This window comes from Gottfriedia luciferensis, from assembly GCF_001712755.1.
In the GTDB taxonomy this organism is placed as follows: Bacteria; Bacillota; Bacilli; order Bacillales; family Bacillaceae_G; genus Gottfriedia; species Gottfriedia luciferensis_B.
The window spans coordinates 274,474-288,298 of the sequence record NZ_MDKC01000001.1 but is presented as its reverse complement, the minus strand read 5'-3'; the positions used below and the strand labels follow the sequence as shown (position 1 = coordinate 288,298).

Annotated in this window: 14 protein-coding genes; 3 read left to right on the top strand and 11 right to left on the bottom strand. The window is 31.1% G+C overall.

The window, feature by feature from the left end; genetic code table 11:
* Positions 1-50: 50 nt before the first annotated feature.
* The 4 genes from BED47_RS01515 to BED47_RS01500 form a co-directional block, all read right to left on the bottom strand.
* Positions 51-668 carry a rhomboid family intramembrane serine protease gene (locus BED47_RS01515; protein WP_069032056.1) on the bottom strand — a complete coding sequence of 206 codons (618 nt, stop codon included), beginning with the start codon at positions 666-668 and terminating at the stop codon, positions 51-53.
* Positions 669-903: 235 nt separating this feature from the next.
* Complete coding sequence (locus tag BED47_RS01510; protein WP_084006706.1) at positions 904-1,839, bottom strand: serine hydrolase domain-containing protein; 936 nt, start codon at positions 1,837-1,839, stop codon at positions 904-906.
* A 98-nt stretch (positions 1,840-1,937) separates the two neighbouring features.
* Positions 1,938-2,555, bottom strand: coding sequence for an NUDIX hydrolase (locus tag BED47_RS01505; RefSeq protein ID WP_069032055.1), 618 nt, complete (start codon positions 2,553-2,555; stop codon positions 1,938-1,940).
* Positions 2,556-2,756: 201 nt separating this feature from the next.
* Positions 2,757-3,521 (bottom strand): exodeoxyribonuclease III, encoded by a 765-nt coding sequence (locus BED47_RS01500; RefSeq protein ID WP_069032054.1) that lies wholly within the window; start codon positions 3,519-3,521, stop codon positions 2,757-2,759.
* Between the two features lie 1,713 nt (positions 3,522-5,234).
* Here BED47_RS01500 and BED47_RS01495 point away from each other — a divergent pair.
* Positions 5,235-6,668: a flavin monoamine oxidase family protein gene (locus tag BED47_RS01495; protein ID WP_084006731.1), complete on the top strand. Its 1,434-nt coding sequence runs from the start codon at positions 5,235-5,237 to the stop codon at positions 6,666-6,668.
* A 406-nt stretch (positions 6,669-7,074) separates the two neighbouring features.
* Here BED47_RS01495 and BED47_RS01490 read toward each other — a convergent pair whose 3' ends face one another.
* A complete protein-coding gene (locus BED47_RS01490) occupies positions 7,075-7,509 on the bottom strand; it encodes a ferritin-like domain-containing protein (RefSeq protein WP_069032052.1) in 435 nt (144 codons plus the stop codon).
* A 226-nt stretch (positions 7,510-7,735) separates the two neighbouring features.
* A complete protein-coding gene (locus BED47_RS01485) occupies positions 7,736-8,362 on the bottom strand; it encodes a 3'-5' exonuclease (RefSeq protein WP_069032051.1) in 627 nt (208 codons plus the stop codon).
* 162 nt (positions 8,363-8,524) lie between these two features.
* On the opposite strand from BED47_RS01485, the gene BED47_RS01480 reads away from it, so the two are divergent.
* Positions 8,525-8,932: a CidA/LrgA family protein gene (locus tag BED47_RS01480; protein ID WP_069032050.1), complete on the top strand. Its 408-nt coding sequence runs from the start codon at positions 8,525-8,527 to the stop codon at positions 8,930-8,932.
* Complete coding sequence (locus tag BED47_RS01475; protein ID WP_069032049.1) at positions 8,919-9,608, top strand: LrgB family protein; 690 nt, start codon at positions 8,919-8,921, stop codon at positions 9,606-9,608. The genes BED47_RS01480 and BED47_RS01475 overlap by 14 nt, the downstream gene beginning before the upstream one ends.
* A gap of 142 nt (positions 9,609-9,750) precedes the next feature.
* Here the strand turns inward: BED47_RS01475 and BED47_RS01470 are convergent, their stop codons facing one another.
* From BED47_RS01470 to BED47_RS01450, 5 genes are all read right to left on the bottom strand, one after another.
* A complete protein-coding gene (locus BED47_RS01470; protein ID WP_069032048.1) occupies positions 9,751-9,990 on the bottom strand; it encodes a hypothetical protein in 240 nt (79 codons plus the stop codon).
* Positions 9,991-10,110: 120 nt separating this feature from the next.
* Positions 10,111-10,998, bottom strand: a complete 888-nt coding sequence (locus BED47_RS01465) for a GNAT family N-acetyltransferase (RefSeq protein WP_069032047.1) — start codon at positions 10,996-10,998, stop codon at positions 10,111-10,113.
* Between the two features lie 16 nt (positions 10,999-11,014).
* Positions 11,015-12,244 (bottom strand): MFS transporter, encoded by a 1,230-nt coding sequence (locus BED47_RS01460; protein ID WP_069032046.1) that lies wholly within the window; start codon positions 12,242-12,244, stop codon positions 11,015-11,017.
* Positions 12,245-12,485: 241 nt separating this feature from the next.
* Positions 12,486-13,097: a TetR/AcrR family transcriptional regulator gene (locus BED47_RS01455; RefSeq protein ID WP_069032045.1), complete on the bottom strand. Its 612-nt coding sequence runs from the start codon at positions 13,095-13,097 to the stop codon at positions 12,486-12,488.
* A 174-nt stretch (positions 13,098-13,271) separates the two neighbouring features.
* Positions 13,272-13,583, bottom strand: a complete 312-nt coding sequence (locus BED47_RS01450; protein ID WP_069032044.1) for an MTH1187 family thiamine-binding protein — start codon at positions 13,581-13,583, stop codon at positions 13,272-13,274.
* Positions 13,584-13,825 lie beyond the last annotated feature (242 nt).

The window sequence follows — 13,825 nt, the reverse complement described above, 5'->3', positions numbered from 1 at the left end:
ACTAGGTTTCTTTTAAAGTAAAAACATAATTGTTTTTTCATCTATGTATTTTAAACATTAACAGAGTTTTGAAATCTTGCACCTTTTTTTAATAATAAAGGAGTGATTATAAAACCAATAATCATACCTGCCAAGTGACCAGTTAAACTTGTCGACGGGATAATTAATGAAGATAGTAAACCAATCCCTAAAAATGTTATGACAAACTTCCGATCATCTGAAAAAAGCATCTTTTTTCTAAATAAGGTAATAAATAAATACATTCCTAAAAAAGCATAGCCTACACCGGATGCCCCTGTCTCGACTGTATTAGGCGTATAGTTAAAATTAATAATAAGTCCTGTAAGGATAACCGATACTAAATAAAATAATAAAAATTTAACTGAACCTAATGCTCTTTCTAATGGTCTACCTAAAATAATCATAAAGGTCATATTCATAAAAAAATGAGCGTAGCTTCCATGCATAAATGCATAAGTAAAAAGTCTCCATATTTCACCTTGTTTTACTAATTCGTGCTCATAACCACCTAAAATGATGATATTTTCAATCGTATACCCACCTAAAAATGTCGTAATGATCGCTAATATAGTACATAAACCAACCATAATTGTTGTGATTGGATATTTCCTAATAAACGTTTTGAAGTCTTCTGTCACCAAAAACATCAATCTTCATCCCTTCTTGGAGCTATTATCAAGTTGTTATTTATATTTACTTATTACTTAATTCGACATTTTTCAAGTAAATTCCTATTCTCAAATAAAAAAATCATACAAAATTTAGAAGCAAATAGAAATTACTGTTTAAAGGGTATTTTAAAAGGATTAAATGAAAAAGTAGCCGTCATTTTGGATAATGAATTCTTAGACTAAGTATCCACCTTTCCTCTCTTTTTTGGCTCTATTCATTTGTTAATATAAAAGGATAATATTTTTGAATGATTTTTAATGGGGTAAAAGTATTGATATATTTTGCACTTGTAAAAATAGCTACGAATTGATTTTTTGGTGAAATAATGATGAATTGACCTCCATAACCCATGGCAAAATAAATCGATGAATCAAGATCCTTTAATAGATTATTTTCAAGCACCCACCAATGATAGGCATATGAGCCAACATGTGGATATGTATGATACTTCGCTTTTGTTGATTTTTCAATCCACTCACTTGAAATAATTTGTTTATGATTCCATTTTCCTTTTTGCATCATTAAAATCCCAAGCTTTAGTAGATCCTCTGTTGTTAAACTTAAACCAAATCCACCGATATTAATTCCTTTTGAATCTTCATGCCAAATAAACTCATTTATGCCTAACGGATCAAATAACATTCGTTTTGCAAAAGTAGATAGTTTTTCATTCGTTACCATCTGAATAATTGCACTTAATACTTGAGATGCTCCCGAATCATAAATCATTTTTTCACCTGGCTTATTAACCATTTCTTTTTCTAGTACATATTCGATCCAGTCTTTACTATTAATCATCGGGAATGGCCGCCCACCCCATTCTCCCCACTCTTGCCAATCATATCCAGGTGTCATTGTGAGCAAATTTTCGATCGTAATGTCTCGTTTTTTCGTTTCAATATTTGGAAAAAATTTAGAAATTGGTACATTAACACTTTCTATAAATCCTTTATCAATTACAATCCCTATTAACATCGATAAAACACTTTTCGTAACTGAATTAATTTTGAATAGTTTTGTTTCGCTTTTTAAATTTTTATAAAAATTATATTTAATTTCTCCATTTTGATAAATTAGACACGTAGAAATGCGTTCTTTTTTTAATTCATTTTCGAATGTGACATAGTTCATTAAATTTGTTTTCAAATCATTTCTCCTTTCAATGCCCCTTTAAAACAAAATCGAGCTGCGATAGCAACTCTAAAATGTTTTATTTAACATTATATCTATTTTTAAAATGAACTTTAATCAAAACAAACTTCTTTATTAGGATTTTGATAATATTCAAACATTAATTCCAATTGAGAAGTAGTATTTCGATTAAGAGAAAGTTCTGGTAAATGTTCTTTATCAAAGAAATCAATATCACTTGTTTCTGTTCCAATTGATGGATTACCACCAACAATTTCACATTGTATAAATAATTTGTAGTAGTGATATGAATGAGGTGGATGGTCGTGCTTTGTCATGTCTAAAACTGCAAGTAGTTTCTTCACTTCAACTTTGTAGCCTGATTCTTCAAAAACTTCTTTTATTACATTTTCTGAAGCTGACAATCCAACGTCACAAAAACCACCCGGTAAAGACCATTTATTTTCTAGCTTTTCTTTTACTAATAATATCTTTCCATTTTTAAAAACAACACCTCTAACATCAAGCTTTGGTGTGGGATACCCCCGTTCATTACGAAACAATCCCTCGATTTCTTCAATTTGTAATTCTGAATAATGATTTAAAATATCAGCACTTATGTGTCTTAGTTCTTCATATCTTTCTTTATCAAAAACATCTTTCGTAAAGGTCAATCCTGCTTGAGAAATTGCTTGGATCCTCTGTGCCCATTCTAACCATTTCATACTCATAGGAATCCACATCCTTTTCTACTTTTAGGTAGGTTTACAAAACAATTATATAATTTGTCCTAACTTTAGTTTACGCACAATTACTTCAAGTTGACTTACTAAATGCCTATATAAAAAAAGAAAGCTCTAAAACCTTAGAGCTTTCGGACTGCCCGCCAAACGCTTGCAATCAGTCTGAAATTCAAATCTTTGTGTCTATTTTTAAATAATCGAGTCTTCTAATGTTAAAACAACGGGACAATGATCACTTCCCATTATGTGAGAGTGTATTTCTGAATTTATTAGTTCGTTTTGAAGTCTATTTGAAATAATAAAATAATCAATACGCCATCCAATATTTCGTTCACGGACTTTTGCCATATAAGACCACCAACTATATGAACCTTCTTTAGTTGGATTTAAAAATCGGAAGCTGTCAGTAAAGCCACTTTCTAATAATGCTGTCATTTTACCACGTTCTTCTTCCGTAAAGCCAGAATTCGTACGATTTGATTTTGGATTTGCTAAATCGATCTCATTATGTGCGACATTTAAGTCCCCACATAAGATGACTGGTTTATGTTCATCGAGCTTATTTAAATAGTTTTTAAAATCATCTTCCCATTTTAATCTTATTGGTAATCTAGCTAAATCTCGCTGAGAATTGGGCGTATAAACATTTACCATATAAAATTTCTCAAATTCTAATGTTAATACTCTTCCTTCTTGATCCTCTTCTTTACCGTTAAATCCAAAGCTTACATTTAATGGTTTATGTTTCGTAAAAATTGCAGTACCTGAATAGCCCTTTCTTACTGCAGAATGCCAATATTGATAATAACCGTCTAATTCCAACGTTATTTGATCTTCTTGGCACTTCGTTTCTTGTATACAAAATAGATCCGCTTTTTGTTCATGAAAATAATCTAAAAATCCTTTTTGCACACATGCTCTAATTCCGTTTACATTCCAAGAAATTAATTTCATATTTTTTTCTCCAATTTACGTTTAGGTTTCGGTTTTACTAACGATGAACGTAAAAAAAGCAACATCATATGAATGTAAATCATTTTCAAGTTTACTGCGTTCATCTTCAAGTTGTTCAATTTTCCTTGAGAAGCCTTCTTAACCTGTTCTGACTATTCTATAAGCTGTTGGAAGAATTCACATTCGTCTTTATCTCCGTTATACGAGTTCGTAAAGCCTTTTTATTTACATCTATACGATTTAACTTGTCCTCTAGTAGACTAATAGAGTAACCAATCATTTTAATTAAATCGTTTTTCCTATTGTTATGTATTTTATGTAACTCACTTTCACAAAACGGTTTAACAAAAGATTCTAATATCCTTAATTTTCCTTGAACCTTGTTCTTTGGTTACGTCTCCCTTACTAGACATTAGTAGAAAAGCGTTACCAGTATATTTAATTTGACACAACATATCTATAATACCATTAGCCACCAGCGTTTCCCACTTATATTAGGTATCAATTCATTATTTAATGTATTAGCTATCCATGATTTACGTATAAATCGAATACTCTCTTTACCACATTGATTCAGATTGAACTATAGTTATTTCCTTAGTTTCAGTAGAAAATGAATAACCGTATAATCTATTTGATAAGTGTAATTTACCCTCTGCTGCTTTGACACGCAGCCCAAATTTAATCTTATTACTTCTGTCTAAAGATTCATTTTCAAAAAAAGTTGAGTAACATCTGTAACATCATTCTATTGTACCTTAAGTATTAAGACCCACATTCTGATAGTAGATAAAAACCTCTTTATCCCTCAGTGAATCAATTACATCAATAACCCTGGTACTAAGGGTGAAATTGCATGATCATGTTAGTTCCACTCATCTCATCGACATACATTTCGACTAAGTTATAACCTACCAATTACATTCGTTGATTTATATAGACCCGTAGTCAAGGATTACCAATAAAGGAATATAAAGTTTTCACATTTTCTCTACAGTTATAGAATTAAAATTTCAATATAATTAGAGAGTATTTAAGAAATTTTACTACACGACTAGGATGAGATGTTGAGTTTTCATTAGTTAATCCGATGAATTCAGACCTTAAATTATTGATTGTTAAAAACGGTAACGTATTCTATAACTTAGCTAAAAGAGGAGGAATGTTGATGAAAAATAAGGTATTAGACTACTTAGATACAATGCATGTTGTTGAAATGTCGGGTTGGATTTGTATGGCACTAATGGTTTTAGTAGGTATTATAGCTTGGTTAAAGAGCGAACATTAGATTTAAAGGAGAGATAAAACATCTTCACTTAATATCAATATTAATAAATAGCGGTTGGCTTTACTGTGGTCTTGGTAGTGTATCACCTGTAGGGTATTGAGTAGCAAAGATCAATCTATAGCCTACTGCACGACCTAAGCAATGAGCGCCTTTCGTATTAAACGTGGTTACTTCATCACTTCAGCTGGTTTACAAAAGATGTCCTCGCATACACAAATATTACTTTAATTGATGGAAATAAATTGATTAGACAACAAATGCACTCATTAAGAGCTCACTTCAGTGGGCTATTTTTATTTTAGAAGTAATAAATTTTTAAATTAAATAGTTAAAATTCTACTTCAACTCGTAGATGAATAATTTTAATAGACAATCTATTTATTCAAATGAAGAGGTGGGATTCTTTGGTACAAGCAAAAATCTCGATGGATCAGATGGTAAGTATAATACAAAATGGATTAACTAAAACGAATTCTCCAAAACGAGTATTAATTATTGGTGGAGGAATATCAGGGCTATTAAGTGGCTCACTATTAAAAGAAGCTGGACACCAAGTTACAATTATTGAGGCAAATAGAAGAATTGGTGGACGAATTTACACAAGAAGAGAACCTTTTCTTGATTACGATTATGTTGACTTAGGTGCTATGCGTATCCCTTCAATTCATCAGTTGACATTTGCACTAATAAATAAATTTCATTTACAAGTAAATGAATTTATTAATAGTACTCCCAATGATCTAATTTATCTTAATAATGTACTAACAAATCAAAAAACGTATGAATCAAATCCAGATATCTTGAACTATTCTGTTCTCCCACATGAAAAAGGAAAAACGGCAGTAGAGCTACTGTTATCTGCAATAGGCCCAGTGATTGATTTTATAAATCAAGATCCAGATAAAAACTGGGATATCATTATTGACAAATATGATCAATATTCAATGGAAAATTTTTTGAAATACAATCCCGTAGGAAATTCTTTATCAACCGGTGCAATCGATATGATTAAAGCAATTGTTGGTTTGGAAGGTTTTCCAGAACTTGGATTTACAGCTATATTACGAGAAGTTATAATACTTTTAACTCCGAATCTAAAGCTTTATGAAATTACAGGAGGAACTGATCACCTCGTAAGAGCTTTTTTACCACAATTGAGGGACAACATTATATTGAATGAAAGGGTAACCAAAATTATACAAGGAGATTTCAATGTAACAATCCACACAGAAAATGAAATACTGACTAGACAGAATCAGTATGAATGTGACTATGTTATCTCTACAATCCCTTATTCTTTATTAAACTTTGTTGATATTTTCCCATACGAGTCTATATCTGATATAAAATGGAAAATTATAAGAGAATTGCATTATGCAGATTCAACTAAAATTGCTATTCAGTTCAGAACAAAATTTTGGGAAAGGTTTGGCTTGTATGGTGGAAAACTAACAACCGATTTACCTATCAAATTTTCCTATTTTCCTAGCCATGATATGGGTTATAAAACGGGAATTATGTTAGCAAGCTACACCTGGGAAGATGATGCTGCAATTTGGGATCATATGAAAAATAATAAGCGTATTGATAAAGCATTAGCTAATCTGTCAATGATTTTTGGTGATGTAGTTTATAAAGAATTTTTGGCAGGTTATTCTCAAAGTTGGACGCAATTTTCATTTGCAGGTGGAGCATTTGTGATGTATAAACCAAACCAACAAAGAGAACTTGGCCCTTTTATTAGCACACCCGAAGGTAGAATACATTTTGGAGGATCTCATGCCTCCTCTACTCCTGGATGGATACAAGGGGCAATCGAATCAGCAATCCGAACCGCTAATGAAATTAATAATTTATAATTTAAATTCATAACGTACTTTTGAATGGCTTAGACATAGTTAAACATTAAACACTAACTACTTAAGTAGTCAGTGTTTATTTTTTAACTTGTTTTGTTTCGGTATGTCTAAAAAGTCAATAAGTAGTTAATTGGTCAAATGTATTTTAGAAGATAGAAGAAGGTATTTTCTAAGGCAATTAAAAAAATTTCTATTTTACTTTTAATATTTTGTGAATAATTAAATTTATTAATTTTGTATGTGGTTATTCAGAAATAAATCACAAGCAGAACTTCATAACCATTGCTATTTTTAAAGCAAAATAAAAACTAGACTTATAATTAACATAAAAAAAGTTCCTTTTTATGAAAAGGAACTTTTTATTATTATCCAATTATCGTATTTCAAAACTATATTGAGATTGTTTCTAAGAATGTAAAAGTGACTTTAGGTAATCTACATGTTCACGGTCCTTATTAAGAATGTTATGAACCAGTTTTAGACTTTCTTCATCTAATTTATCACGTACCAGGTCCTCGGTCATTTTTATCCCGTATTGATTTTCACCTTTAATCGCATGTTTAATAATGTCCTCATCTGTATTGTAATTATTAATTAAATTTCCGATCACACCTTCAACTTTTCCAACCAATCCCTCACTCGTTACAGGTGTTCCACCTAGATTCTGAATTCTCTCTGAAATAATGTTTGCATGATTTTTTTGATCTTTCTGAATTGAAATAACCGAGTCTTTTAATGGGGATTGTTGCAACTTTTTTATAAAGTGTTCATATGCATGAATGCCCATATATTGACCCTGCAAGAATTTGTTGAGTGTCTTAATTGTTTGTTGTTTTTCCAATTGTACCACCTCTTAAGTATAATCTTATTATGCCACTTATAATAAAAATTATTGGTATTTCAACTAGTCGAGTAGAAAGGAGTCTTTTTACTTTACGGGTAAATTGAACTCCATCCCAAAACGTGCTTGCGCTATTAACGCACACGGCTCCTCCAAATTATCTTTCACAGAACTCAGCTGATCTCAATTAGAAATTGCACTAAAAAAGACAGAAAAGGAATTAATCCTAATCTGCCTTTACCCTAGTCCTTTTATTGCTTTTCTTCGGTTTTACTAAAGATGAACGATAATCAAACTGATGAATTTGCCCATGGTAAATTGAAGTTTTCTCATATAACTCTTCAAATGATGAGATTTCATATTCCTTCGTTAAATGCAGAAATATTTTCGCGCAAGCCTCCGCATCCGCTAATGCATGGTGATGATGATCTAATAAAATACTAAATTGCCTTGATAAAGTATCTAATGAATAACGAGATTGTTTTGGTAATACCTTCTTAGCAAGTTGCAATGAACATAGCAAATTATTTGAAACTGAAGGTACACCATATCTTGATAAATTATCTTTTAGTGCATATCCATCAAATGGTAGATTATGTGCAACTAATGTTTTCCCCTCAATTTTATCTTTAATCGTTTCATAAAATTCTGGGAACAGAGGTGCATCTTGTACATCTCTTGGCCTAATTCCGTGCACAGAAATATTCATCGAATAAAATTCTTCTTCAGGATTAATTAGTGAGTAAACTTGGTCAACAATTACTCCTTCTTCAACAAATACAAAACCGGCAGCACAAATGCTATGTCGACTGTAATTTGCCGTTTCAAAATCGAACGCTACAAATGATTTCATATTCTATTACTTCCTCTATTTATATGATAAATCTATTATAATCTTTTTTATAAAAAGATGCATTTTTATAATCTCTAAAAAAGTTCACATTTTCGCCATATTTTATTGTACAATAATAAGATTAATAGTTTATTAGTTAGTAAGAATCAAAGGATGTTGAAAATGAATTTTGTAAAATTAATTGTTCAAATAAGCTTTCTTTACTTATTATTTTTTATTGGAAATATCATTCAGCAGCAATTTCATCTAATTATACCGGGAAGTATTATTGGTATGTTGTTATTATTTTGTTTACTATTTATACCATTCTTTAACGAAAAATGGATTCGATATGGTAGTAATTTTTTAAGTAAGCACTTAACGCTTTTGTTTATTCCAGCTACTGTTGGAATAATGAATTATTCTTCAATTTTAAATTTTCACGGTTTAATTTCGATTATAATAGTATTAGTTAGTACAGCAGTTGTATTTACTATTACTGCAGGCATTAGTTCGTATCTTACTTCAAGAGCCCATAAAAAACAAACAAATGATTTATTAATTGGGAGTGATACGAATGAAGGACTTTAAAAGTTTACTATTTATCCTCTTAACCATTTTGTGTTATATTCTTGCTAAAAAAATGTACGCTAAATTCACATACTCGCTATTGATTCCGATTGTTACCTCTACTTCAGTTATTATCATAATTCTTGTAAATCTTCACATTACGTATGACTCGTATATGCTTGGAGGAAAATGGATTAATTTACTTTTAGGTCCTGCAGTTGTTTCTTTTGCCTATCCATTATACGAGCATCGAGCAACATTAAAGAAACATTGCATTTCGATAATAGTTAGTGTAATGGCTGGTACAATTGTCGGTCTACTTTCAGGTGTATACTTGTCACTATGGCTCGGATTAAAAAAAATCATCCTACTTTCTTTAGCAGCAAAATCAGTTACAACCCCTTTAGCTATGGGCATCACTTCAATGATTGGTGGTATTCCATCTTTAACAGTTGTATATGTAATGATTGCTGGTATTTCAGGATCAATGTTTGGTCCTGCTATTCTATCAAAACTTAAAATCGACCACCCTGTTGCGATTGGCGCTTCGTATGGTATCTCATCACATGGAGTAGGTACAGCAAAAGCAGCAGAATATGGAAAAATTGAACAAGCAATTAGTTCAATTGCAATGACGCTTAGTGCGATATTGGCCTCTATTCTTATTCCATTTTTCATAAAATTAATCTTGAAATAAAACTTCCCACAAGGTATATATTTTCCTTGTGGGATATTTTTTGAATTAAGATGATTTTCACTGATCAGTATTTTTCCAAACATAAAAAGGTGTCTCAAAAGTACAATGACCTATGAGACACCATATTCAATATTTTTTTAATTTACCAAGGTCTTCCCCAACCCCATGGACGGCCCCAGCCCCATGGACGATAAAATCCCCAAGGTCTTCCCCAGCCCCATGGACGGCCCCAACCCCATGGTCTTCCCCAGCCCCATGGACCAAATGCCGCTGCACCAAATAAAAACGGAAAGAAGAATGGGAAAAATCTTTCGTCCTCTTGTTGCGGTATTCCTGAATATGGATAATATGGTTGCTCAATTTGTTGACGATAATCATACATTATAAATCACCTCCATACTATCTAATGTACGGAGAATTGCTCATTTAGGAGCAAGGCCATGCATATAGGCAAAAGTACAAATTCTTATGCTAAGAATACTGTCACCCTTACCTTCTTATCTTAAATCATTTTGTACATTTCGTATTGAGCTATTTTTTCTTTCTTAAATTCTAGTTTCTGAAGGAAACCTTCAAGGCTATTGTTATTTGGGATTGAGATTGAGAAAGATTTTAAATTTAGTTCACTTGCCGCAAATTGTAATAAGGTAGTTGCTATTTTTCGATTACGGTAAACTTTATCAATTATTAGGACGCTAATTCTACCATTTTCATTAACTGCTAAAGCACCAACATTTTCATCATTAACTCTAGCAAGAAAGTAACTAAAATTAGTTAGTTTTTCTAAATAATCAATGTCATTTTGCCAGTTTATATGATAGTCCCATTTTGAAATTGTTTCTTTGAATGGTTTAAATTCAACTTTATTTATTTCTGTACTAGAATCCAATTGTATTTGTTTTAAAATTGTTAAATCTGATTTAGAAAAATAAGAAAGGTCATAAATCTTTTCATATCCGAGTTTCTTATAAAAATTAATTGCACGATCATTCCCGACAATTACTTCTAGGAATAATTGTTTACATCCGTTTTTCTCTGCTTCTTCTTTGTGCAGTTCAAATAATTTTTGGCTAACACCTAACCCCCTATAATCTGGACTAATAGCTAAAGTTCCACATCGCATTGTTTTAATCGTTTCATACATTTTTATACCGCCTAAAATCACACCTACCGCTTCATTTTCATAAATTGCTACGAAAGAATGCTCAGGTTTGTTACCTTCTGGACCGAAAAACAAATTGACAAACTGTTCCTTAGTATGATTGAATTTAACGATATAATCTGAAAAACCTATTGAAAATGCTTGATATGCTAATTCAACGTCTACTTCACTACATCTAACATAATTTATTTTTTCTAGATCGATATTCTTCTTCAAATTTGTTTCCATCTAAACACGTCCTTTTTTATTTAGAAATGATGAGTTCATTTTCATTTTGTTGAATTTGCTCATAGTTAAAAACAATTTTTTTCTTAAATAGTAAGTAACTAGTTACGCATAAAATCATAATAATTAGACTACCATGAAACAACCAAACTAGATGTTGCATTGATAAAAATGATAATAATGGTGATGCAGCTACAAAACCGATCGTAAAACCAACTCTATTTAACAAATTTGCGACTCCGAAGATTCTACCTCTTATGGAATTATCGGTTTTTTGAATCATCGTTGAAAAATAAGTACCTGCTGCATTATCAAAAAAGCCTGTAAAAAATGCGAAGAAAAATACAACCCATAAAATTTGATTCGATAAAAATAAAATGAATCCGATTGATGTTAAAACTGAAGTTCCGTAATACATAAATAGATAATGTTTTTTTAACCAAGAGACCTTTGGAATTAACCAAGTCGAAAGGATTCCTCCAATACCCCAAGTTCCCCAAATAAGTCCTTGGTAAAAGGTTGCATGTTCTGTGCTAATTTTTTCTGCTAATATTGGTACTCCGACATTATGAGAGCTGGCTGAGAATGTTTGAAATAGAAATACAATGAATACAAATACTAATAGTGGTTTGATTAGCACATATGTTTTTACTTCTTTCAAATCAATAAATAGTTGTTTCCAATGATTGTTTACACCTTTTTTAACCGTATTTTCCCATTTATAAAAGATTAGAACAAATGCGGATAAGAAATAGGAAAGAGCATCTATTCCAATGATTACACGATAATCTACAACCGTTGATAAGAATGCTGATCCTAAAAATCCAATAACCATACTAATTGCACCAAGGCGTGAAATAAAAGCATTTATTTTTAAAATATTTTCTTCACCAAATATTTGAGGTAAATCTGCACTAAAACTAACTGAAAAAAAGCTTCCTAATGCACCAATGATAAATGCTACAATTGCAAACATGAAAGGTGAAGGGAAAATACATAAGATAAGAATACCTATTCCTCTAGTAATATCGCTAAATATCATTAGCTTTCTTCGATTATATCGATCCGCAATTACACCAGAAAATAAACTTGTTAATATCCCACCACAAACACGAAGAGCTAAAACCGCAGCCAGCCATGATGTGCTTTTCGTCATCGAGAAGATCACTGCATTCATTATGACCAATTCCATCATACTGCCTATATCCGAGAACGCTTTTGTATATAAAAAATAGACTTTCTTTCCCATTATAATCCCTTCATTCTACCAAAATTAAAAAATCACACCTTTATTAATAAATAGATATACAAATAATTCTAATTTGGACTGAATTCATTGTAATTCCTCCCCCCCTAATTAAAACTGACTATTAAGTTTATTTTATTCTATGAACAGTGTATGTTGTTTGCTTTATTTTTAACATAAAAAATTTTCTGAATTTAAATTTTAGGTAGGAAAGTATTCTCCTTCTCTACCCAAAATTTCATTTTTAAATGACGATATGAGACATAATCATTTCTTCCGCAGCTTTAAATTGTGCTTTGTAAATTTCATCTTCTTCTACAACTGAATAATGTAAGCAAATGCCATCGATATTAGCCCAAAACAAACTAGAAATAATATCAGGATCGATTGTTTTCTTAAATTCACCAGATGCTATTCCTTGTTTAATAATATCACTTAAAAATAAACGATATTGATCTTTGTACCTTTCAATCATAATGGCTTGTAGATTTTCATGCCTAGCTGAATTAATCCAAAACTCCATGTGAACTCTAATCATATTTCGCCATTTTTCTGTTAAAGAAATTTCACTATACATTTGAAATAACTCTATTAACTTATCTTTTGATGAACTAATATTTTGAAATCGTTGATTAATTTTTTCAAATGTTTGGACTGTTCTTTCTTGCATTAAAGTTAAATATAACTCTTCCTTGCTTTTAAAATAATTATAAATTAGACCTTTACTCGTTTTGGAATATGCAACAATATCATCCATTGTTGTCGTATGATATCCTTTTTCTCCAAAACATTTTAAAGCACTTTCAAGAAGACTCTCTCTTTTGCGTTCTTTGTAATCATCTGAGACTTTTGGCATTGAACACTTTCCTTTACTCATTAAATATATTTAAACTGACTGATTAGTTTAGTTTATCAACTAAATTTTGGAATTTCAAGAGAATATTCTAAATAATCACGCGATTATTATCAAATCACAAAAAAAAGTGACGATAAGTCGTTAAACCTATCAAGTCACTTTATCAAGTTAAAATTAGTTTTGTTCAAGTTTTGCTTGAACAGAAGCTAACTTACCTTCCATTGTGCTCTTCTTATCGCGACGATCATCAATTCGAATAGTCGTTGCTACTCTTGAAATTCCATTTTCAAATGGTACCTCATGCATTTCTTGTACAACTTTTAATAATAACGGTAAGTCGCCTTCAATAATTGTATTCATCGGTGTAAGCTGGAATTTTACTTCGCCATTATACTTTTCTAAAACTTTATGTATATTTGCTACATACGCACTTACACTAGGTGTTTCTGTGCCAATTGGTACGATTGAAACGTCAATAATTGCCATTTTTTGTATTCTCCTTTTTTATCAACTTGTTACTTGTCTATCCTAACATGTTTACGATAATAATGAAAACTCGACGATTGGCGAGCTTTAAGGCGAGGAAAAAGACGTAGTTGCACTTATACTAAATTCCTTAAATTTGGAACTCCGTCGAGTCCCCTTCTTAGCTGCAAATTTATAAGGTCTTGATGTGAAATGAAAAATTTAACTCTTACTCTCCTGACAAATACTTAGGGAAATAATAC